This window comes from Aedoeadaptatus urinae, from assembly GCF_900155585.1.
Lineage (GTDB): Bacteria > Bacillota > Clostridia > Tissierellales > Peptoniphilaceae > Aedoeadaptatus > Aedoeadaptatus urinae.
Map to the genome: position 1 here is coordinate 269,170 of NZ_LT707418.1, position 19,163 is coordinate 288,332.

The 19,163-nt window shown below is 52.1% G+C and carries 19 protein-coding genes; 2 read left to right on the plus strand and 17 right to left on the minus strand.

What is annotated here, in order from left to right; all coding sequences use genetic code 11:
* Positions 1–3: 3 nt before the first annotated feature.
* From BQ7397_RS06505 to hflX, 16 genes are all read right to left on the minus strand, one after another.
* Positions 4–942 (minus strand): cell division protein FtsQ/DivIB, encoded by a 939-nt coding sequence (locus tag BQ7397_RS06505; RefSeq protein WP_077075306.1) that lies wholly within the window; start codon positions 940–942, stop codon positions 4–6.
* Positions 939–2,036, minus strand: a complete 1,098-nt coding sequence (murG, locus tag BQ7397_RS06510) for an undecaprenyldiphospho-muramoylpentapeptide beta-N-acetylglucosaminyltransferase (RefSeq protein ID WP_077075307.1) — start codon at positions 2,034–2,036, stop codon at positions 939–941. Before murG ends, BQ7397_RS06505 begins: the two co-directional genes overlap by 4 nt.
* The gene (locus BQ7397_RS06515) at positions 2,033–3,130 is read right to left on the minus strand and encodes an FtsW/RodA/SpoVE family cell cycle protein (RefSeq protein WP_077075308.1); all 1,098 of its coding nucleotides are present in this window, start codon (positions 3,128–3,130) and stop codon (positions 2,033–2,035) included. The genes murG and BQ7397_RS06515 overlap by 4 nt, the downstream gene beginning before the upstream one ends.
* 7 nt (positions 3,131–3,137) lie before the next feature.
* The gene (murD, locus tag BQ7397_RS06520) at positions 3,138–4,448 is read right to left on the minus strand and encodes a UDP-N-acetylmuramoyl-L-alanine--D-glutamate ligase (RefSeq protein WP_159435165.1); all 1,311 of its coding nucleotides are present in this window, start codon (positions 4,446–4,448) and stop codon (positions 3,138–3,140) included.
* A 9-nt stretch (positions 4,449–4,457) separates the two neighbouring features.
* Positions 4,458–5,417 carry a phospho-N-acetylmuramoyl-pentapeptide-transferase gene (gene mraY / locus BQ7397_RS06525; RefSeq protein ID WP_077075310.1) on the minus strand — a complete coding sequence of 320 codons (960 nt, stop codon included), beginning with the start codon at positions 5,415–5,417 and terminating at the stop codon, positions 4,458–4,460.
* Between the two features lie 6 nt (positions 5,418–5,423).
* The gene (locus tag BQ7397_RS06530; protein ID WP_083703447.1) at positions 5,424–7,733 is read right to left on the minus strand and encodes a penicillin-binding transpeptidase domain-containing protein; all 2,310 of its coding nucleotides are present in this window, start codon (positions 7,731–7,733) and stop codon (positions 5,424–5,426) included.
* A gap of 9 nt (positions 7,734–7,742) precedes the next feature.
* A complete protein-coding gene (locus tag BQ7397_RS06535) occupies positions 7,743–8,156 on the minus strand; it encodes a hypothetical protein (protein WP_077075311.1) in 414 nt (137 codons plus the stop codon).
* Positions 8,157–8,160: 4 nt separating this feature from the next.
* On the minus strand, positions 8,161–9,102 hold the full coding sequence (rsmH, locus tag BQ7397_RS06540) for a 16S rRNA (cytosine(1402)-N(4))-methyltransferase RsmH (RefSeq protein WP_077075312.1): 942 nt from the start codon (positions 9,100–9,102) through the stop codon (positions 8,161–8,163).
* An 8-nt stretch (positions 9,103–9,110) separates the two neighbouring features.
* Entirely contained in the window at positions 9,111–9,542 is a 432-nt protein-coding gene (mraZ, locus tag BQ7397_RS06545; RefSeq protein ID WP_077075719.1) for a division/cell wall cluster transcriptional repressor MraZ, read from the minus strand.
* A gap of 125 nt (positions 9,543–9,667) precedes the next feature.
* Positions 9,668–10,444: a prolipoprotein diacylglyceryl transferase gene (lgt, locus tag BQ7397_RS06550; RefSeq protein ID WP_077075313.1), complete on the minus strand. Its 777-nt coding sequence runs from the start codon at positions 10,442–10,444 to the stop codon at positions 9,668–9,670.
* 1 nt (position 10,445) lies between these two features.
* On the minus strand, positions 10,446–11,087 hold the full coding sequence (deoC, locus tag BQ7397_RS06555) for a deoxyribose-phosphate aldolase (RefSeq protein ID WP_077075314.1): 642 nt from the start codon (positions 11,085–11,087) through the stop codon (positions 10,446–10,448).
* Complete coding sequence (locus tag BQ7397_RS06560; protein WP_077075315.1) at positions 11,074–11,715, minus strand: TIGR01906 family membrane protein; 642 nt, start codon at positions 11,713–11,715, stop codon at positions 11,074–11,076. The genes deoC and BQ7397_RS06560 overlap by 14 nt, the downstream gene beginning before the upstream one ends.
* Positions 11,712–12,455 carry a YebC/PmpR family DNA-binding transcriptional regulator gene (locus BQ7397_RS06565; RefSeq protein ID WP_077075316.1) on the minus strand — a complete coding sequence of 248 codons (744 nt, stop codon included), beginning with the start codon at positions 12,453–12,455 and terminating at the stop codon, positions 11,712–11,714. The genes BQ7397_RS06560 and BQ7397_RS06565 overlap by 4 nt, the downstream gene beginning before the upstream one ends.
* A 46-nt stretch (positions 12,456–12,501) precedes the next feature.
* Complete coding sequence (gene nadE, locus BQ7397_RS06570; RefSeq protein WP_077075317.1) at positions 12,502–13,206, minus strand: NAD(+) synthase; 705 nt, start codon at positions 13,204–13,206, stop codon at positions 12,502–12,504.
* Between the two features lie 10 nt (positions 13,207–13,216).
* A complete protein-coding gene (locus BQ7397_RS06575; RefSeq protein WP_077075318.1) occupies positions 13,217–13,882 on the minus strand; it encodes a YigZ family protein in 666 nt (221 codons plus the stop codon).
* The gene (hflX, locus tag BQ7397_RS06580; protein ID WP_077075319.1) at positions 13,875–15,140 is read right to left on the minus strand and encodes a GTPase HflX; all 1,266 of its coding nucleotides are present in this window, start codon (positions 15,138–15,140) and stop codon (positions 13,875–13,877) included. Before hflX ends, BQ7397_RS06575 begins: the two co-directional genes overlap by 8 nt.
* Before the next feature lie 93 nt (positions 15,141–15,233).
* Here hflX and BQ7397_RS06585 point away from each other — a divergent pair, with 93 nt between their 5' ends.
* On the plus strand, positions 15,234–18,077 hold the full coding sequence (locus BQ7397_RS06585; protein WP_077075320.1) for a transglycosylase domain-containing protein: 2,844 nt from the start codon (positions 15,234–15,236) through the stop codon (positions 18,075–18,077).
* 56 nt (positions 18,078–18,133) lie between these two features.
* On the plus strand, positions 18,134–18,268 hold the full coding sequence (locus BQ7397_RS09455; RefSeq protein WP_268801913.1) for a hypothetical protein: 135 nt from the start codon (positions 18,134–18,136) through the stop codon (positions 18,266–18,268).
* 50 nt (positions 18,269–18,318) lie between these two features.
* Here the strand turns inward: BQ7397_RS09455 and BQ7397_RS06590 are convergent, their stop codons facing one another.
* Complete coding sequence (locus BQ7397_RS06590; RefSeq protein ID WP_077075321.1) at positions 18,319–19,140, minus strand: bifunctional 5,10-methylenetetrahydrofolate dehydrogenase/5,10-methenyltetrahydrofolate cyclohydrolase; 822 nt, start codon at positions 19,138–19,140, stop codon at positions 18,319–18,321.
* Between the last annotated feature and the right edge of the window lie 23 nt (positions 19,141–19,163).

The following is a 19,163-nucleotide window of genomic DNA, read 5'->3' on the forward strand; positions in this document are numbered from 1 at the left end:
ATCTTATTCAGCGGTATTGGCGGAATTTGTATCCGCCTTTTTACCCTCATCAGCATTCGATGCATTCTTCGATGCTTTTTTCTTCTTTGTCTTCTTGTCTTTTTTGTCCGCGGCGGAATCTTTTTCCTTCTCATGCATGTCTGTGCTCTCATCGCCTTCGGTCTCTTCATCCTCTAAGGACGAGGGCTTCACCGCCACGGGATGATCGCCTTGGTCTAAGTAGATTTCCCGATAATCTTCGTTTTTCGCCTTCATTTCTTTGCGGATTTCTTCCAGCTGTTTGGTCTTGTATTCCGCATCGTCGAAGCTGAGAATGTGAACCATGGTTCCGTCGGAAAAAGCGATGCGCATGCCCCGATCTAAAATGGAAACCGTGTGAATGTCCTTTTTCATCGGCGATGCAAACAGGGTCTTGATCATGTGAATCTTTTTCCCGTTCCCCGTGCTTTTAAAGGCCGCCTGCCCCAATCGAACGCCTTCGGTGACAAGACCTGTGATCTTCGGCATGTTTGGATTGTAGGAACGGGTTTTTTCCAAGGCCTTAAAATCGTCGTTGACGAGAATATAGCCCTCGCCGCTGTAAAGCTGCGCGAAGGGTTTTTCCTCGTCGATTTTTATGGTCAGGGTATGAGGAAAGTTTAAACCGATGGTCGCCTCTTTCACATAGGGCATTTGCTCCAGGCGATTTTTCAAACGACCCTTGTTCAAGCGAAAATAGCTTTTCCCTCTGGATTCCTCGGCGATTTTCACGACGGCATTTTTCGACACGGCCTTCGTCCCCGTGACGCGCACATCGGTTAAGGCCGTCATGGAGGAAAAGGCGAAGAGGCCGCTGCCGATGATGGCAAGCAAGACGACTACCAAGGCGATGCGGCGATTTCTGTATTTTCGCCTCAGCCTTTGTTTGCGAGATGTTTTTCTTCTTTGCTTCGTCGGTTTCATGATCTGACAAGTCCTATGATACCCTCGGCGATGGCGTCGGTGCCCTTGGTGTTGACCATGTGCAAGGCATTGGCGCCCATTTCCCGCCGCATTTCTTCGTTGTCTAAAAGATTTTCAATGGCTTGCAAAAGAACGTGGCCGTTTAATTCATCTTCTTCGATGACCACTGCCGCCTCGGATTTTTTATAGCTCATGGCGTTGTGATACTGGTGATTGCCCGCCGTGTAGGCCTTGGGAATCAAAATGGAAGGCAAGTGCATGGCGCTGATTTCCGCCAAGGTCATGGCCGATGAAGATGCCACTACCAGATCGGCGACGGCCAGGTACTCGGGAATTTGATGGGAGTAATCCAGCACCGTGTAGGACTCGTCGTCTACTTGGCTCATTCGTTTGATGAAGTCGTCGTAATGCTCCTTCCCCGTAATGTGGACTAAGTGGAAGCTCAGGCTCGGATGCTTTTTCATAATTTCAAGCACCGCTTCATTCGTCGATTCCTGACCGCCGCTTCCGCCGAAGGAAAGCACCAACGGCTTATCCAAATTGTAGCCCACTGCTTCTCTTCCTGCCTCTTCGTCGATTTTTTCGAAGGTCGATCGAATGGGATTGCCGGTGTAAAGCTTTTTCGTATGCTCCGGAAAGTACTTTTCCGCTTCCTTGAAGCTGTAGGCAATGAGATCCACCCTTTTTGCCAAGAGGCGATTGGTCTTGCCGGGGTAGGCATTTTGCTCTTGGATCACCGTTTTAATGCCTCTGCCCTGTGCCTTTAAGACGATGGGCGCGCAAACATAACCGCCGGTACCGACGACGACGTCAGGCCGAAAGTCCTTTAAGATCCTCCCCGCATCGTGCAGACCGTGGATCAATTCCACCATGGTAAGGACGGAATCTTTATTGATCTTCTTTCTGGGAAAGCCTTTAATGTGCACCGGAGCAAAGGGGATGTGGTAGGCTGCCGCCAATTCCTCTTCCATACTGTCTTTTTTCCCCACGTACAGAAATTCGATGGCGTCTACCTTTTTTTCCAAAGCTTCTTTTATGGCGAGGGCCGGATAAATATGACCGCCGGTGCCGCCGCCGGACAATATAACTCTCAATGTGATTCTCCTTTCCTCGATAATCTGAGCAATATGCCGCTCATGGCCATGACGAAAACGAGGGCCGTTCCCCCGAAGGATATATAGGGCAAGGTCAAACCGGTGACGGGCAGAATTCCCGCGGCCACGCCCATATTGAAAAAGGCTTGAAAGCCGATGGAGAGAAAAATCCCCGTGGCGATCAGTTTTTCATAGAGGCCCTTTTGTTTCAGCGCCGTTAAAAAGCCGCGTTGAACGAACAGAGCAAAGAGACCGATGACGATGGTGGTTCCGATAAAGCCGAACTCTTCGCCGATCACGGCAAAGATAAAGTCGTTGTAGGCCTCGGGCAGGCGGTTAAAGACTTCGTGGGAGCGGAAGTAGCCGATTCCCTTCACCGATCCCGTGCCCATGGCGTAGAGGGAGTTGGCCAGCTGCCAGTCGGTATTGCCGATGTCGTCAAAGGGATGCAAAAAGGACGTGAGCCGCTTCATGCGATAAGGCACGCGGAAGACGAAAAAGTACATCACCGCGAGGCCCATAGAAAGGATGCTGACGAGCTCGGCAAAATTCATGCCGGAGATGAAAAACATTCCCAAAAGACTGATGGCGATAACCATGGCGGATGAGAAGTCTTCCTTCATAACGATGACGACGGACAGGCCGATCACCGTGACGATGGGAAGAAAGCCTCCCTTTCGCCTATTCCCCCTGTGGAGCACCAGCAAATTCGCCGTGTAAAAAATAGAGGCGTACTTTAAAATGTCCGAAGGCATAAACTGGATGTGTGTCCCCGGGATTAAAAGCCAGCGGGTGGCACCGTTGACGTTGACGCCCAGGGATGTGTATAGGGCGGCACAAAGGACCATGCCCAAAGCCCAGGCGGGAAAGGCAAAGCGCTGAAAGGCTTTTAGTGGCACCACATAACAAACGCCGCCGGCAGCGAGTCCTACGACGAGAAAAATAAGATGCCGTTTAAAAAAATAGGTGCCGTCGCCGTATTTCGTCAGGCCGGTTGTAAACGAACTGGACGCCACCATAAAGACGCCGATAACGAGAAGTAATGCAATGGCGATGAACAGGGGCGGATCAGCATATTTTCGGATTCGTTCCATGATTTAATCAGCTCCGTCTCTCCCTTACGATTTCTTTAAATTCATCGCCGCGCACTCTGTAATTGGGGAATTGATCCCATGAGGCACAGGCCGGAGAAAGCAACACCGCTTCTCCCTCCACGGCTCGATCCATGGCCGCTTCCGTGGCCTCTTTCATGGTTTCGTATTCCGATACATTCTTTATACCGGCATCCTTTGCCTCTTCCTTGATGACGGCTTTCGTCGCGCCGAAAACATAGAGGCCGGTAATGGCGGCGGCGTGCTTTTCAAAAAGGGCTTTAAAGTCGCTGCCCTTGTCGAAGCCCCCTGCCAAAAGGTGAATGGGCTTCGTCAAACTGGCCAAGGCCACGTCGGTGGAATCGGGATTGGTTCCCTTGGAGTCGTTATAGTAATCGACGCCGTCAATGGTGTCCACGTATTCCATGCGGTGGCTGACGCCGCGGTAGTTCATGAGCGTATTTTTAATGGACGCCACATCCACGCCGAGAACGTAGGCGCAAAGGGCGGCTTCCAAGGCATTGCGCACATTGTGATCGCCGACTAAAAGCATGTCGGAGCGCTTCATCAAGGGAATGTGCTCGCCATCGTGAGACAAATAAAGCAGGTCCTGATCCTTGTAGGCGCCGTCCTGTTGGATAGGCGTCGTGCTGACAACCAAGGCGCGATCCAGCTCCTCGCCGATCATAGACAGGTAGGGATCGTCGATATTTAAAATAAGTACGTCGGAAGAATCTTGATTGGCAAAGACTTTTTCTTTGCTCATGCGGTAAGCTTCCACGGATTTATGATGATCCAGATGGTCTTCCGTAATATTGGTTAAGATAGCCACCTTCGGTTTGAAATCCAAGGTGGTTTCCAATTGAAAGCTGGAGCATTCGATGACTAAGTAATCGTCTTTCTTCGCCCGCTTCGCCAGAGGCAGTACGCCGACGCCGATATTGCCGCCCACATAGGCGACCTTTCCGCCGTCGATGAGCAGGTGGTAAAGAAGATCCGTCGTCGTGGTCTTTCCGTTGGTTCCCGTAATGGCGATAAAGTTTTCGCATTCGGAGATGCGGTAAGCCAATTCGATATCGGAAATAACGGGGACTTTTCTTTCCTCAAGCTCCGGCAGCAAGCCGCTATCCAGAGGGATGCCCGGGCTCTTCACGACAAAATCCACGGCCTGGCCGTCGTAAAAGGGAAACTCTTCTTCCAGCAGATCCACGCGGGCCTTATCGTCGTCGTAAACGTAAAGCTCATTCTCGTCCTTTAAGGCGTCGATGGCACTCATGCCCGTAGTTCCTAATCCGTATATTAAAATTTTCTTATTTTTCATCATGCGCTCCTAAAAAACCAAGAAATAACTTATGATGCAAAGGATCAGCTCCACCGCGCCGAACATGGCGACGATTTGAACTTCCTTCATCCCCTTTTGTTCAAAGTGGTGATGAATGGGGCTCATAAGAAATATTCGCTTTCCCCTCGTTTTAAAGGAGATCACTTGCAAAATAACGGACAGGGTTTCGATAAAGTAAATGCCGCCGCAAATGGGAAGCAACAAAGGCAGATTGAGCAGAATGGCGATGGCTACCACGGCGCCGCCCAGCGCCAAGGAACCGGTGTCTCCCATAAACACTTTGGCGGGGTATTTGTTGTAAAACAAAAATCCCAACAGGCCGCCGGCGAGGACGAGGCAGAACAGGGCGACGGAGGTCCGTCCCATTTTTGCACTGATTAAGGCAAAAAACAGCATGAGTATAGTGGTGACCGTAGAGGACAAACCGTCCAAACCGTCGGTTAGATTCACGGAATTCACCGTGCCTACGACGACGAAAATAATAAAGGGAATGAAGAACATGCCGAAGTCTACCGGCCGCATGGTCCCCGGCAGGTGGACGGCAGTGGTCAGGTGTTCGGAATTGACGATGAGAAAATAGAGCAGAACGGCGATAAATATCTGCGCCAGCAGCTTTTGCAGCGCCGTAAAGCCCAGATTTCTCTTGTTGACGACTTTGATATAGTCGTCGATAAAGCCCACGAGACCGAAACCGAAGGTGGAGATGAAAAGAACCGCCACCTCGTAAGTCATATTGCCGGTAAGAATCGTCCCGAGAAGGGCTGCCGTCAGAAAGATCACGCCGCCGATGGTCGGCGTGCCTGCCTTCGACAAATGGCTCTGAGGCCCGTCTTCACGTATTTCCTGTCCTGCGTGCAGTTTTCTTAACATGGGAATGAAAATCCTACCACCGATCATGGCGAGAATCCACCCAATGGCCAGACTCATTAGTCCTGTGCCTATGCTCATACTTGCCTACTCCTTCTTATCGTTACGCGCTTTGCGCGTCTTTTTTGTCTTTTCTTTCGTCGTTTTCGAATGGTCCCCATTGGAATCTGTCGAATTTTTATCCGTCTGATCGTCGTTCACATCAGCTTCGAAACGAATCACGATCTTACTCCCCTTCGGCAGAACTTGTCCCGCCAAGGGCTCTTGACTGACCACAGTGCCCTCCCCTTCCAGAACGTAATCCAGTTGGGAGTCTTCCAAAATCTTTTCAACTTCCTTCTTCGTCTTGCCTCTGAAATTGGGGACACTCCGCTCTTTTCCGTCATTGGGGTCGATCTTTAAGTCGACGATGGTATTTTCGTCCACTTCCGTTCCCGCTTCAGGAGCCTGTTGAATGACCATGCCGAAGTCGCCGACATTTTCCGAAGCCATATTGAATTTAAGGCCCGCGTCGGTTAAAACTTTTCCCGCATCTTCCAAGAGCATGTGCTTCACGTCGGGCACGATGACCTTTTTAATCTTTTGCGATTGATCGCTGCCGGTGGGCGCTACATTTCCCTCTTGTAGAGCCGCAGCCATGATCTCCGATGCGATAGGCGCGGCCACGGTGCCTCCGAAGTAATCGCCTTCGGGCTCTTCCACCACGACCAGCACCGTGTATTTCGGATCATCGATAGGCGCCACCGAAACGAAGGAGCTGATGTATTTGTCCTTTTCATAGCCGCCGGTTTCCGAAACCTTACCTGCCGTGCCGGTCTTTCCGCCGACGTGGTAGCGGTTCACCGCCCCCATGGTGCCGGTGCCGTGATCAACCACGTGCATTAAAAGGGTGCGCATGGTTTCGCTGGTGGATTCGGAAATCACCTGGCGACGCACGGTCCGTTCGTTTTTCACAAGAATATGGCCGCTGACGTCTTGAACTTCATCGACGACATAGGGCTTTAGGAGATAGCCGCCATTCGCCACGGCGGATACCGCCGTCACCATTTGTATCGGCGTCACGGCAATGCCGTGGCCGTAGCTCATGGTGGCGAGGCGCGCTTCGTTAATGTCTTTTACATCCGTAGGCACGATTCCCTTTTGTTCCGCCGGCAAATCGATGCCCGTCACCTCGCCGAAGCCGAAGGCCTGAATGTATTTCAATAGACCTTCCTTGGAAAGTTCTCGGGCAATATTGACGAAGGTCACATTGCAGGACTCGGAAAAGGCCTTGTCCATGGTAATGTCCCCGTGGGGATTAGGAAGGGATGTACAGGTAATGGTTACGCCGGGTATGTCCCTGACGTAGCCCGTGCAGTAGTAGTGCTTTTTCGGATTCGTCGTATCCTCTTCCAAGGCGGCGGCCGCCGTCACGGTTTTAAAGGTGGAACCCGGCTCATAGGTGTCGCTGACGGAAAAGTTTCGCCAGTTGTTGTATAAGAGCTTCGATTTTTGTTCGCTCTTTAAGTCCTTCCACACGGCCTTTTGCTCTTTCGTCGCGGGAATGTAGGGATGATTCAAATCGTAATCGTCCGTGGATGCCATGGCGCGAATGGCGCCGGTCTGTGTCTCCTGAACGATGGCCGTGATTCGATGGGCGTGATTTTTCTCCCAATGGTAATCCAGTATATCCTCGGTCTTTCGCTGCAAAGATTCGGATATGGTGAGTTTTAAATTGGCGCCGGCCTGAATGGCAACGGCATTGTCTCTTTTTTTGCCGAAGGAAGGGGCGAGACGCAGATCGTCGTCGTAATACTTTTCGATGCCGTAGCGGCCGTCCCCTTCTTTTCCCGTAAAGCCGAGAACCAAAGACGCCAAGTCGTTGTTGGGATAGGTGCGGGCTTCGAAATCCTCCACGACCACACCGGGAATGTCCGAGTCCTTCAGCTTTAGCGCGACGGAGCGGTCCACATTGCCCTTCAGGAGCACGTGGCCGCTTTTTTTCATTCGGGAATCGTATTGGGCTTCGGTCATTTCCAAATTTTTTAAGGCGAAGCTCCTCAGCTTGCTTCTCTGTTTTTCGCTGTCCTTCGCCTTGGCCAATACCGCCGTATCCAAATAAATATCGGATTTGCTGATATTGCTCACTAGCTTTTTGCCCTCGGCATCAAAAATTAAGCCGCGTTCGGGCTCTCTGTGCCCTTCCGTATTGAGTGCCAGGGCTTGACGAGTTAAATTGTCGGCATCGACGATTTGTAAATACGCCACGCGCCCCCACAAAATAAAAAAGAGCAAGAAGAGAAAAACGTATAGAAAGGCCACTTTTTTATCCATCCGTCTCAGATGGGATAAAAGAAATCGGCGATCTCTTTTTCTCTTTCTCACTCTTTTCGTCTGTTTTATTTTCTGCTCTCCCACAAGAGCCTCCTACTTTTTATTGAAAATATGCAGAACAGAGATGACCGGGTTCAGGTAGACGTTTTCGTTAACGTCGTTTTCTTCATTGCGAAGGCGGACGTCGATGTATTTTACCTGGTCGTTTTCGGGATAGACCATGCCCAGTTGAAATTTCGCTTTTTTCATAATCTCGTCTGAATTTTTAATTTCATCTAAGTCGGCATTCATGTCCCTGTAGGTTTTGTCCATCTCTTCCAAAGCCCTGTTTTGGCTTTCGATGGCCGCATTAAGTAAAGCGATATGGGTGTGCGCCCGCAGCTGCAAAAAGGCTGTAATACTGAGCATGCACAGGATGACGGCGAGAAGTCCGGAACGGGAAACCCATCTTCTGTTACGACGACGGACAGGCCGCCGGCGGGGACGTTTGTTTTCGACTTGTCTCATTATATCACTCCCCCTCAACTTTTTCAGCAATGCGTAGCTTTGCCGAATGGGCTCGATGGTTTTCTTCCAGCTCTTTATTCGATGCCGTTATGGGCTTCCTGGTTATAATTTCGATCTCTCGCTTCTTGCTGCAGGTACAAATCGGCTGCCTCGGCGGGCAGATACAGTCTTTGTATAAATATTGGAAGCTGTTTTTTACGATCCGGTCCTCCAGGGAATGGAAGGTGATAATTGCAAGTCGGCCTCCCGGCTTTAGCATTCGAACCATGTTCGGTATGGAGGATTCCAGCACGTCCAGCTCGCGGTTGACGGCGATGCGAAGGGCTTGGAAGGTTTTCTTCGCCGGATGACCGCCGTCCTGACGCACTTTTTTCGGAATGGCCTTTTTTATCACATCCACCAGCTCGAAGGTGGTGGTAATCGGTGCTTCTTGCCTTTGACGCACGATAAACGCGGCGATGCGATCGCCCCACCGTTCTTCGCCGTAGGTCTTGATGATTTTTGCCAGGGCTTTTTCGCTGTAGGAGTTGACGATGTCGTAAACCCTTACCGACGCGTCCTTGTCCATCCGCATGTCCAAGGGTCCGTCGAAGCGGTAGCTGAATCCCCGCTCCGCCGTGTCGAATTGATGGGAGCTGACGCCGATATCCAGAAGGATACCGTCGACCTGCTCAATATGTAATGTCTTTAAAATGGCAGGCATATCGACGAAATTTCCCTTCACCAGTTGAAAGTTGTCGCCGATGGTTTCCAGATGCTTTCTCGCCGCCGAAAGGGCCGCGTCGTCTTGGTCGATGCCGACGAGCAGGCCGCCGTCCAGGCGTTTTAAAATTTCGCCGCTGTGGCCGCCACCGCCTAAGGTGCCGTCGACGTAGATGCCGTCGGCTTTAACCTTTAATCCTTCGATTACCTCGTCACATAGGACGGGTACGTGTTTGAAATCCATAGCCCCTCCTAAATGCCCAGGTCTGAAAGCTGTTGTGCGATTCGATCGTAGGACAGGGCATCGTCTTCCGAATAAGCATCCCACAGGTCTTCGGACCAAATTTCCATGCGCGTTCCCACGCCGATAATCACCGTGGTGGCATCGAGTCCCGCATAGTCCATTAGGTTTTGAGGAATGCGCACCCGCCCCTGCTTGTCCAACTCGCCGTCGCAGGCGCCGGAAAAGAAGTAGCGAACGAAGGCGCGGGCATCCTTGTGGGTTAATGGCAAGCTCTTGAGCTTTTCTTCCATGCGACGCCATTCGTCCATAGGGAACAAAAAGATGCACTGATCCAAGCCCTTGGTCATGACGTAACCGTCTTGAATGCCATCGCGAAATTTCGCCGGCAAGACCAGGCGCCCCTTGGCATCGATATTATGTTTGACTTCACCGAAAAACATAATGCCCCCCATTAAACCCTTTTCTACCACTTTGTCCCACTTATCTATATTTTACACTATTTAATTGGGTAATCAAGCGCAAAATAAAAAAACCACCTGAAAAAAGGTGGTTTTTCCGATTTTTTTTAATTTTTCTTCGAAACAGGCTCGGTCAATGCATATTCCCCTATTTTTGTGCGCTTCGGTTGAATGAATAAAATGAGAATTCCGAGCAATATGACGATGAGGCTCATCACTTGTGCCGTACGCAAGGGGCCGATGTAGAGGCTGTCCGTGCGAAGGCCTTCGATAAAGAAGCGGCCGATGCTGTATAGGATTAAATAGATGCCTGCCAGCTCGCCGGGAAAGCGGCGCCTCTTCGATACGTAGAAATAGAGTATGAGAAAGATGCTCACATCTAAAATGGATTCGTATAAAAATGTAGGGTGAACCATTTGCCCGCCCACATTAATAGCCCAAGGCACATTGGTGACGCCGCCGTGGGCTTCGCCGTTCATAAAATTTCCCCAGCGGCCGATGCCCTGTGCCAGGACCACGCCCGGCGCAAGCATGTCCAAGAGCTCGATGAAGCTGATTTTTTTCACACGGCAGTAAATGAAAACCGCCAGTGTTCCTCCCAGCAGGCCGCCGTGAATGGCGAGGCCGCCGTTTCGTATGGCGAATATTTCGGACAGATGAGCACTGTAGTAGTCCCACTCAAAAAGCACGTAGTAGGTACGGGCACCGACGATGCCCAAGGGCAGGGCGAAGATGCTGGCATCCACCACCGCATCCTTCGGCAACCGCGAATTTCGCTCGATCAGCTTCTCTCCGAAGAATATGGCGAGGAGCGCGCCGCAGGCGATGAAGATGCCGTACCAGCGGACCTCCAATCCGAAAAGCGTAAATGCGATCGGATTCATTTTACTCTCCTATAATGGCGATGGATTTCGATGCGCCGATGCGACTGGCACCGGCGGCGATCATGGCTTCAGCGGTTTTTGTGTCGCGAATGCCGCCGCTTGCCTTGACGCCCATGCTGTCGCCTACCGCTTCCCGCATCAGCTTCACATCTTCCACCGTGGCGCCTGCCGTGGAAAAGCCCGTGGAGGTCTTGACGAAATCCAACCCCGCTTCCTTGGCCAGGGCGCAGGCTTTTTTCTTTTCCTCATCGGTTAAAAGGCAGGTTTCCAGAATTACCTTCACCACGGCATTTTTCGCCGCTTCTCTCACGGCCTTCATGTCCTCGAGGACCAGAACGTCGTCGCCGCTTTTCAGCGCGCCGATATTTAAGACCATGTCCACTTCATCGGCGCCGTTTTCCACCGCTTCCTTCGCCTCGAAGGCCTTTACCGTCTTCGTATTGGCTCCCAAGGGAAAGCCGATGACGGTACATACCTTCACAGAGGAATCCTTCAGCCGCTCGGCGGCGAGAGAGACCCAGCAGGGCTCGAGGCAAACCGAGGCGAATTCGTATTTCTTCGCTTCGTCGATGACCTTGATCACCGCATCCTTCGTCGCATCGGCATTGAGAATGGTGTGATCGATGGTTTTATTCAGTTTCATTTTTATTTCCTTTCAAAAAAGCAAGAGACGCCAAAATTAAAAGCCCCGCGGCCATAATCAGGCCGATTTGCTTGACCATGCCGAAGAAAAAAGGCTCCGGCAGCATTTGAATCATCAGATCCTTTTCCGGATCCATGAGCCACAGCTTATTGGAAAAAAACAAGGTGTGGAAGGTGTACCACGCTTTTGAAAAATTCATGGCGATCACCAGTGACAACGCTGAAAAGATGGCGATCAAGAAGGCGGTGGCCTTGCCCACACTTTTTAAGCCTTCCTTCATGCCCGCTTTTTTCGTCAGTGAAAAAAAGAAAATGGCGGCAAGTGCGGCGGCGGCGAGAGTCAGCTTGCGCATCAAGTGAAACAAGGCGTAGACATCCACCATGTGATCCACTTCGCTTTTTGAAAAATAAGGCGTCAGAGCTCTTTCATCGCCCCGCTTTAAATAATCCCGAAGGCCGTCGGAGATTTCATCCAATTCATTCAGCGACTTACCCGTGACACGGGGAATATCGTTTTGAATCATCTGCCGCCGGTAATAGGCCCCGTTGTCGCTCACCCATTGGGTGGCGAGGCTGAACAGGAGAAAGATCAAACAGAGTGCCGTCATCATGGCGAAGAGACGCTTCATTCGTCGTCTTCGTCGTCGTTTTCCCAATTGTGAATGACTTCTTGCACGTCGTCGCTTTCTTCCAACTGGTCGATGAGCTTATTCATTTTCTTTCGATCCTCCGGATCGTCTAAGACCGTGGTGGTTTGGGGCAGGTAGGTGATCTCAGAAATCACAAATTCGTAGCCCGCCTCTTCCAAATTTTTTCTGACGCTTTGGTAATCCTCCGGTGCCGTAATAATTTCGATGCCGCCGTCTTCCGTGCGAATGTCTTCGGCTCCCGCTTCGATGGCGTCCATTTCCACGACCTCCGGATCCACGCCCTCTTTTAATTCGATGCCTAATTGGCCTTTGCGGTCAAAGAGGAAGGAGACGGAGCCGTCGGTACCTAAATTGCCGCCGTTTTTATCGAAGGCGTGACGCACATCCGGCGCCGTACGGTTGCGATTGTCCGTCAAGCATTGCACCATGACCGCAATACCCGAGGGGCCGTAGCCTTCATAGGTGACGGATTCGAAATTGTCGCTGTCCCCTTCGCCGGCGGCTTTTTTGATGGCCCGCTCGATATTGTCGTTGGGCATGTTTTCCGCCTTGGCGCTGTCGATAGCCGCCTTCAATGCGGGATTGTAATCGGGATCGTCGCCCCCTTCTTTCACTGCAACGGCAATTTTTCTCGCCATTTTCGTAAAGATCTTGCCGCGCTTGGCATCGGCCTTTCCTTTTTTATTTTTTATGTTGTGCCATTTCGAGTGTCCTGACATCATAACCTCCTTTATTTATAACGATTTATTATAGCATGTAAGGCGCTTATCTTTCAAATTTCGGCGGCAAGGCGCGCTTGTGGGCACTGGCCATGTGGCGCCGCTCGATGAGGTCCTTGTGTTCGCCGTCGTTTTGTCCTCTGACGGCGGCGTCTAACTCGCAGTAGGTAAAGCCCATCTCGTCCTCGTCGGTTTGGCCGGTATATAAACCCGCCGTGGGTTTTTTCTCGATGATTTCCTTGGGAAGCCCCAACGCCTTGGCGAGCTCCACCACTTCCCCCTTGACGAAATCCACAATGGGCATGAGGTCGCAGGCGGAGTCGCCGTATTTCGTGAAGTAGCCGATGTAGTATTCGCTGGCATTGGAACAGCCGCAGACCAGATAATTTCTGTCCTGAGCGTAATAGTACAAGGTCGTGGTGCGCAGGCGGGGCTTGATGTTTGCCTCGGCCATGGCCACGTCGCTTTCAAAGGATGCGTCGATCAGTGCCTCGTAGGTCTTCGTCAGATCCACCTTTTCAACATTTAAGCTCAAGCTTTCGACGACGAGACGGGCGTCCTTTTCGTCTTGAGGATTGGAATCGATGGGCATGATAATGCCCAGGGCATCGTCACCGAAGGCCCTCTTGGCCAAGCCCGCCACCACGGCGGAATCGATGCCCCCGCTTAAGCCGAAGACGACGCCGTCGGCGTGGGCGTCCTTCACCGTCTCTCTCATCCATTGAACCACTGCTTCAATTTGTTCCTTCATCGTTACCTCCCTAGAGTTCTTGTTCATAGGCCACGTCGTCTACGAGCATTTTCCCCTCGTACACCGGCCGTTCCGTTTCTTTTTCTTCAATAATGTAAACCTCGCCGGATGTGGCGTCTTGTAAATAAGATAAAAAGGCCTCTTTCCCCATTTCATAGACGGTGGTCGTCACTTGCACCTGATCGCTGAAGGCCGAAGCCAATACGGGGTAGCCTCGCTCCCGCATATAGTTTTCTATGGCCCCGTGGGCGGTGTAGCCGTAGCGAAAGCTAATGTCCACGGCCCGATGCATCTCCACGATTTTCGCATCGTCTAAGGCCTCCGACGCAGAGGTGGAATAGGCGCGAATCAAGCCCCCCGCTCCTAAAAGGGTGCCGCCGAAGTAGCGGGTGGAGACGCAAACCACGTTCCTGAGATCGTTGCGTTTCAGCACCTCCAGAATGGGAGGCCCCGCCGTCTTTTGGGGCTCGCCGTCGTCATCGTATTTTTGTATGGCCCCTTCTTCCCCGATAATGTAGGCAGAGCAGTTGTGGGTAGCGGCTTTTTCCTTCTCCTTTATTTCAAGAATAAAGGCCTCCGCCGCTTCCTTCGTCTTGGCAAAGGCCACGCGGCCGATAAATTCGGATTTTTTCTCGATGAGTCGGCTCTCCCCTCTTCGATAGACGGTTTTATACATAGCGCCTCCTTACATAGGGTTCCAAGCGGTGCCAGGACCGCTTCGGCAAGGTCGCCGTCATGGTTACGCCATCGGCTTCGTAATTTAAGCTTTCCACCGGATAGTGATTTTTTATGGCTTCGACCTGGTCCATGTCGTTAAAGGAAAATTTCAAGTCCACCTTCACGTAAAGATCCTCGATTTTTCTCTGCACGGCCTCGTAAAAGTAATCGAAGGCTTCGTCGTATTTACAGGAGCCGTAGATTACCGTATCCTCCGACGGAGCAAAGGGCAGCTTCTTGCCCTCCATGCGATCTTTCTTGTTGACAAACAAGAGGCCGGGCACGTGGCCTGCGCCTAAATCGTTTAAAAGCTTACGCGTCGTGTCGTAGCGCAGGACGCCGTCTTCGGCGGAGCCGTCGATGACGTGGATAATGAGATCCGAATCCTTCAGCTCTTCAAGGGTGGTGTGAAAGGCCTCCACCAGGGTGGTGGGCAGATTGGAAATAAAGCCTACGGTGTCCGTGACGTAAACCACCAAGCCGTCGGGCAGGCGAATGCGGCGGGTGTCCGGGTCCAGAGAGGCGAAGGGCATGTCTTCCACATAGACCTCACGGCCCTTGGCGTTGGATTCCTTCAGCAGACGGTTCATCACCGAGGATTTCCCCGCATTGGTATAGCCCACTAAGGCGATGGCGGGCACTTGGGAGTTGACGCGATTTTTTCTACCGGTATCACGAATCTTTCGGGCCTGCTTCAATTTCTTCTTCACCCGCTGAATGTCTTCGGCAATGCGCCGGCGGTCGATTTCAAGCTTTTGCTCCCCGGGGCCACGGGTGCCGATGCCGCCGCCCAGTCGGGAGTAATTTTTCTTTCCGATTAAGTGGCTCTTGCCGTATTCCAGCTGAGCCAAATAAACCTGGAGCTTGCCCACATCGGTCTTCGCCCGTGAGGCAAAAATATCTAAGATCAAAGCCGTGCGGTCCAACACGTCGACCTGCAGCGTCTTTTCGATTTCCCGCATTTGAATGCCGGAAAGGGCTTGGTCGAAGATCACCAGGTCGATGTCTTCGGCGAGGACAAAATCCTTCAGCTCGTCGAGCTTACCCTTTCCCATAAGCGTCGCCGGATTGTAGGCGCGAACCTTTTGTTCGATGGAAGCGATCACGTCGCCGCCCGCCACCTCCACCAGGGCGTTCAGTTCTTTTAAGCTTTCCTCGTAATAGCTTTGGGACTCGTCGTAAACCGACGCCGTCACCACTCGTTCTCTTTTTTCCATGTCGCCTCCTGCCTAAGCTTCTTTTTAAATATACACAACCTTGCTCTTCTACGCAACAATGGCCCATGATATAATGACGAAAAGGGGGTTTCCATGCGGTTCAAACACGTCTTTCGCCACAAAAAAACGTGGCAATTAATTTTCGCCGGCCTGCTACTGATTTTCGTCCTGCTCGCCGGCATCGCGGCCATTTGGATGGTATCCATACTAAAGGACCTTCCGGCCGTGGATTTTAAGGACCTGACCACGTCCATTCCGCAAACATCATACATACTAGACGCCGAGGGCGGGACCATCGACGAGGTGGATCCCTCCGTCTTCAGCGAAAACATCCCCATCGATCAGGTGCCGGATCACGTGAAACAGGCCTTCCTCGCCGTGGAAGACCGCAGCTTTTACAATCACCACGGCTTGGACGCGCGGCAGCTGGCGGCGAGCATCCTCGCCAATGCAAAAAGCGGCGCCATCGAACGCGGCGCCTCCACCATTACTCAGCAATTAGTGAAGAATGTTTATTTAAGCGGCGAGCAATCCCTTGACCGAAAAATTAAAGAGGCCTACCTCACCTTGGGCATGGAAGAAAGGTTAAGCAAGGACGCTATTTTGGAAGCCTACTTAAACCGCGTGGACTTAGGTCTGGGCAGTCAGGGCATCGAGGCGGCGTCAAACGCCTACTTCTCAAAACACGCCAAGGATTTGACCATGGAGGAAGGCGCCCTCTTGGCGGGCATCGTGAAATCCCCCGCCACCTACCAGCCGGTGAAGCGAATCCCCACGGAAGAAAACGACGGCACCGGCGTCATCGCCACCCAGGTCATCGGCGATCAATCCTTTGATTTAGTGGCAAACCCCAGGGCGACGGAGCGAAAAAATATCGTCCTTCGTTCCATGGCACAGGCAGGCTATCTCTCTAAAGAGGATGCCGACACCTACAGCCGGGCCCCTATTTCCTTTACGCCGAGAGAGGCGCCCCCCGCCCCCTACTCGTCTTACGTCGCCGATGTCGTAGCCGACGAAGCCATTTCCATTATGGCGAAGATTCGACACATGGACCGCAAGGCCGCGGAGAAGCTGGTCCGCGAAGGCGGGCTCACCATTCAGTCCACTATCGTCGGAGACTTCCAAAAAAAAATGGACGCCCTTTACGATAGCTATCCCGCTCTGGTGGCACGTGGCAAAGACAGGGGCGCGAGCTTTATGGACTTTACCACCGACGATGAAAATCGCATCGTCGACGACGAAGGAAGTATTCTCTATTATCCCTACGACGAGCTTTTCGACGAAAAGGGCAATATGCACCTGCCCTCAGGCGCATTTACGAAAACCGATGACGGCTTGGAAATCGACGGCGAGTATTTTTCCGCTTCCGACGGCAATGTACTCTTAAAAAATCTTTACTACCGAGACGAAAAAAACAATCTGCGCACCATCGCCGGTGCGGGTACGGTCTTTCAGGAAGGGGATCTGAAAAGCCCCGATCGTCTTCTCATTCAGGGCGATCTTTACGACGAATACAAAGATGCCATGGAGATTACGGAAGACGAACTCGTTCTCCCCTCAGAGCTGTTTCTTCTGCCGGATAAGGGCAGTCTGCAGCCGCAATCGGCGGCAATCATCGCCGACAATGCAACCGGCGCCGTGGTGGCTCTCGCCGGCGGCAACGATCTGAAAGATCCCGCCCGCCTTCGTTACAACCACTTGAAGAGCAAGCGGCAACCGGGGACGGCCATCGTGCCCCTCACTACCTATCTCGCCGCCTTAAGTCAGGGCGATACCCTGGCCACCTCTTACGACGACACGCCCATGCGCATCGACGGGAATATTTGGCCCCTGACCGATTCCTTTTACGGCTACGACGTCCTGTCCGATGCTGCCGCCAACAGCCGCATCGCCATTAGCGGAAAAATTTTAGAGCGCTACGGCTTTGAACCTATCTTGAAAAATCTCTCGCGCCTGGGACTCTATAGCGGCAATCGCGCTGCCGATGGGGTCAAGACGCCAAAGGAAAATTCCAAGCGCCACGACCTCACCTACGACGCCATGGCGGCGGGAAATTTCGTCGACGGCGTCGATCTCATGAAACTCACCGGCGCTTACGCCCGCATCGCATCGCCTTTAAACGCGGCTAACTACACGGTGCAAAAAATCACCGATCGCAAAGGCAACGTCATTTACGAGCACGAAAAAACCGCCGCGAAGGAACAGCCCGGCGAAGATATACTCCTTCGCTACGCCCTAAGCAGGTCGCCTCTGGCGAAAAGCCTTCAGGTTGCCGGCTACGACGCCTTTGCCATCTCGGGCACGAACAAGTACAAGGCCGATTACTTCGCCTTAGGCGCCACGCCGAAATACACCTACAGCTTGTGGATGGGAAGCGAGCTTCAAAAGCTTTCTCTCGCCGGCGACAAAAGCCTGACGGAAAGCTTCTACGCCTCCCTCGTCTCCATACCCGGCGATACAAATCAGTGGGAGCTGCCGAAGGATTTCGAAATGCACGAGGTCAGCGACAAGACCGGGCTTTTGGCCACGCGCTACGCGCGCCGCGCCCGCTCCACCGTGACCTTGCCCTTCCTGCCCAAGACGGCGCCGACCGAGGAAACGGAAAATTATACGAGAAAACTCATCTGCTCCGTATCCGGCCAGTTGGCCTCCACCTACTGTCCCTACGAATCCATTACCTACGGTTATTACTTCATTCGTCCCAAGGGCTACGATCCCGAAGAGTTCGACGGCATTTACCCTAAGGACTACTACACTCTTCCCACGGGTCACTGCCAAGTTCACACCAAGGAATGGTATGACGAGCAAAACCAAGAAACCGAGGACGAAGATCAGCAAAATGACAATGGCACCCGTCAAAGCAAATCAAGCCTTCAAGGCAAAACCCAACGGCAAGGCAAAACTCAACGCCAAAGCAAAACCGGACGACGCCGTTAGCTTTCTTGTGTAAATTCAATCCGTATCGGGTATGGTCATAACATAAGGAGGCGGCAATGAAACTATATAAAATCGTAAAATGGGCGGCACTTTCCAAAGGTGCCAAAGCCATGAGAAAAAAACCCGTACGCAAAGCGGCAGCGAGCTTCGTAAAAAGCTACGCTCTTTGGAAAATTATTCGCAGAAAATAAAATCAGCCCTCGCCGGTAAAGAGCGAGGGCTTTTTCATGAAAATATTAAATCAGTCGATAAACATATTGTCCAAGAGGAGCAGGTTCGTCAGGCTGCCTACGCCGCCGGGAACGGAAGTTACATACTGCGCCTTGTCGACGACGGCGTCGAAGTCCACGTCGCCTGTCATCTTGCCCTCGTCGTCGAAGGCGATGCCGCAGTCGATGATCCACTGGTCCTCCGACACAAAATTCGCATCGACCCAACGAGATTGGCCGGTACCGTAGACGACGACGTCGTGTTCCTTTGCCAGGGCGGGAATATCTTTCGTACGGGAATGGCCGATGGTCACCGTGGCGTTTTTATCCAAGAGCATCATGGCCAGGGGCTTTCCGATGACCATGGAGCGATTAATAATGAGCACGCGCTTTCCTTCCAGCTCGCCCATGGCTTCGGCGATCGTGGCGGCGCTTTTCGCCGTAGCGGGCATCATGGTTCCCTTGCCCTTAAAGATCCGCCACTGATTGATCGGGCTTAAACAGTCGATGTCTTTTTCCGGTTGAATGGCGGCGTCGATTGCCTCAGCGTCCAAATGACCGGGCAAGGGGTGGAAGATTAAGATTCCGCCGAAGCGCTCGTCCATATTACCCCGTGTAACTTCCGACAAAATTTCGCTTTCCGTAACGAGCTCCGGAAAGGTTGATACCTCGACGGGGATTCTGACATTTTCCGCCGATTTTATAATGGCTCTTTCATAGCTTATATCCGCCGGATTGTCGCCGACGCGAAGAATTAAAAGCTTATATCCCACTTCCCGCTCTTTAGCAAAGGCGGCCTTTTTCGACAGCTCCTCGAGAAGTTTCTTCCGAATACCGGACACGTCAAATTTCATTTATTCCTCCTATAAAAAAAGAG

Excerpts from the sequence above, each read along its gene's own strand:
- deoC (WP_077075314.1), bottom strand. The coding sequence starts at position 11,087 with ATGAAACTGAATAAAACCATCGATCACACCATTCTCAATGCCGATGCG.
- BQ7397_RS09455 (WP_268801913.1), top strand. The coding sequence starts at position 18,134 with ATGAAACTATATAAAATCGTAAAATGGGCGGCACTTTCCAAAGGTGCC.
- nadE (WP_077075317.1), bottom strand. The coding sequence starts at position 13,206 with ATGAAGGAACAAATTGAAGCAGTGGTTCAATGGATGAGAGAGACGGTG.
- BQ7397_RS06575 (WP_077075318.1), bottom strand. The coding sequence starts at position 13,882 with ATGTATAAAACCGTCTATCGAAGAGGGGAGAGCCGACTCATCGAGAAA.
- rsmH (WP_077075312.1), bottom strand. The coding sequence starts at position 9,102 with ATGGATTTCAAACACGTACCCGTCCTATGTGACGAGGTAATCGAAGGA.
- BQ7397_RS06565 (WP_077075316.1), bottom strand. The coding sequence starts at position 12,455 with ATGTCAGGACACTCGAAATGGCACAACATAAAAAATAAAAAAGGAAAG.
- BQ7397_RS06535 (WP_077075311.1), bottom strand. The coding sequence starts at position 8,156 with ATGAGACAAGTCGAAAACAAACGTCCCCGCCGGCGGCCTGTCCGTCGT.
- BQ7397_RS06585 (WP_077075320.1), top strand. The coding sequence starts at position 15,234 with ATGCGGTTCAAACACGTCTTTCGCCACAAAAAAACGTGGCAATTAATT.
- lgt (WP_077075313.1), bottom strand. The coding sequence starts at position 10,444 with ATGAATCCGATCGCATTTACGCTTTTCGGATTGGAGGTCCGCTGGTAC.
- mraZ (WP_077075719.1), bottom strand. The coding sequence starts at position 9,542 with ATGTTTTTCGGTGAAGTCAAACATAATATCGATGCCAAGGGGCGCCTG.
- BQ7397_RS06515 (WP_077075308.1), bottom strand. The coding sequence starts at position 3,130 with ATGGAACGAATCCGAAAATATGCTGATCCGCCCCTGTTCATCGCCATT.
- mraY (WP_077075310.1), bottom strand. The coding sequence starts at position 5,417 with ATGAGCATAGGCACAGGACTAATGAGTCTGGCCATTGGGTGGATTCTC.
- murD (WP_159435165.1), bottom strand. The coding sequence starts at position 4,448 with ATGAAAAATAAGAAAATTTTAATATACGGATTAGGAACTACGGGCATG.
- hflX (WP_077075319.1), bottom strand. The coding sequence starts at position 15,140 with ATGGAAAAAAGAGAACGAGTGGTGACGGCGTCGGTTTACGACGAGTCC.
- BQ7397_RS06505 (WP_077075306.1), bottom strand. The coding sequence starts at position 942 with ATGAAACCGACGAAGCAAAGAAGAAAAACATCTCGCAAACAAAGGCTG.
- BQ7397_RS06560 (WP_077075315.1), bottom strand. The coding sequence starts at position 11,715 with ATGAAGCGTCTCTTCGCCATGATGACGGCACTCTGTTTGATCTTTCTC.
- BQ7397_RS06590 (WP_077075321.1), bottom strand. The coding sequence starts at position 19,140 with ATGAAATTTGACGTGTCCGGTATTCGGAAGAAACTTCTCGAGGAGCTG.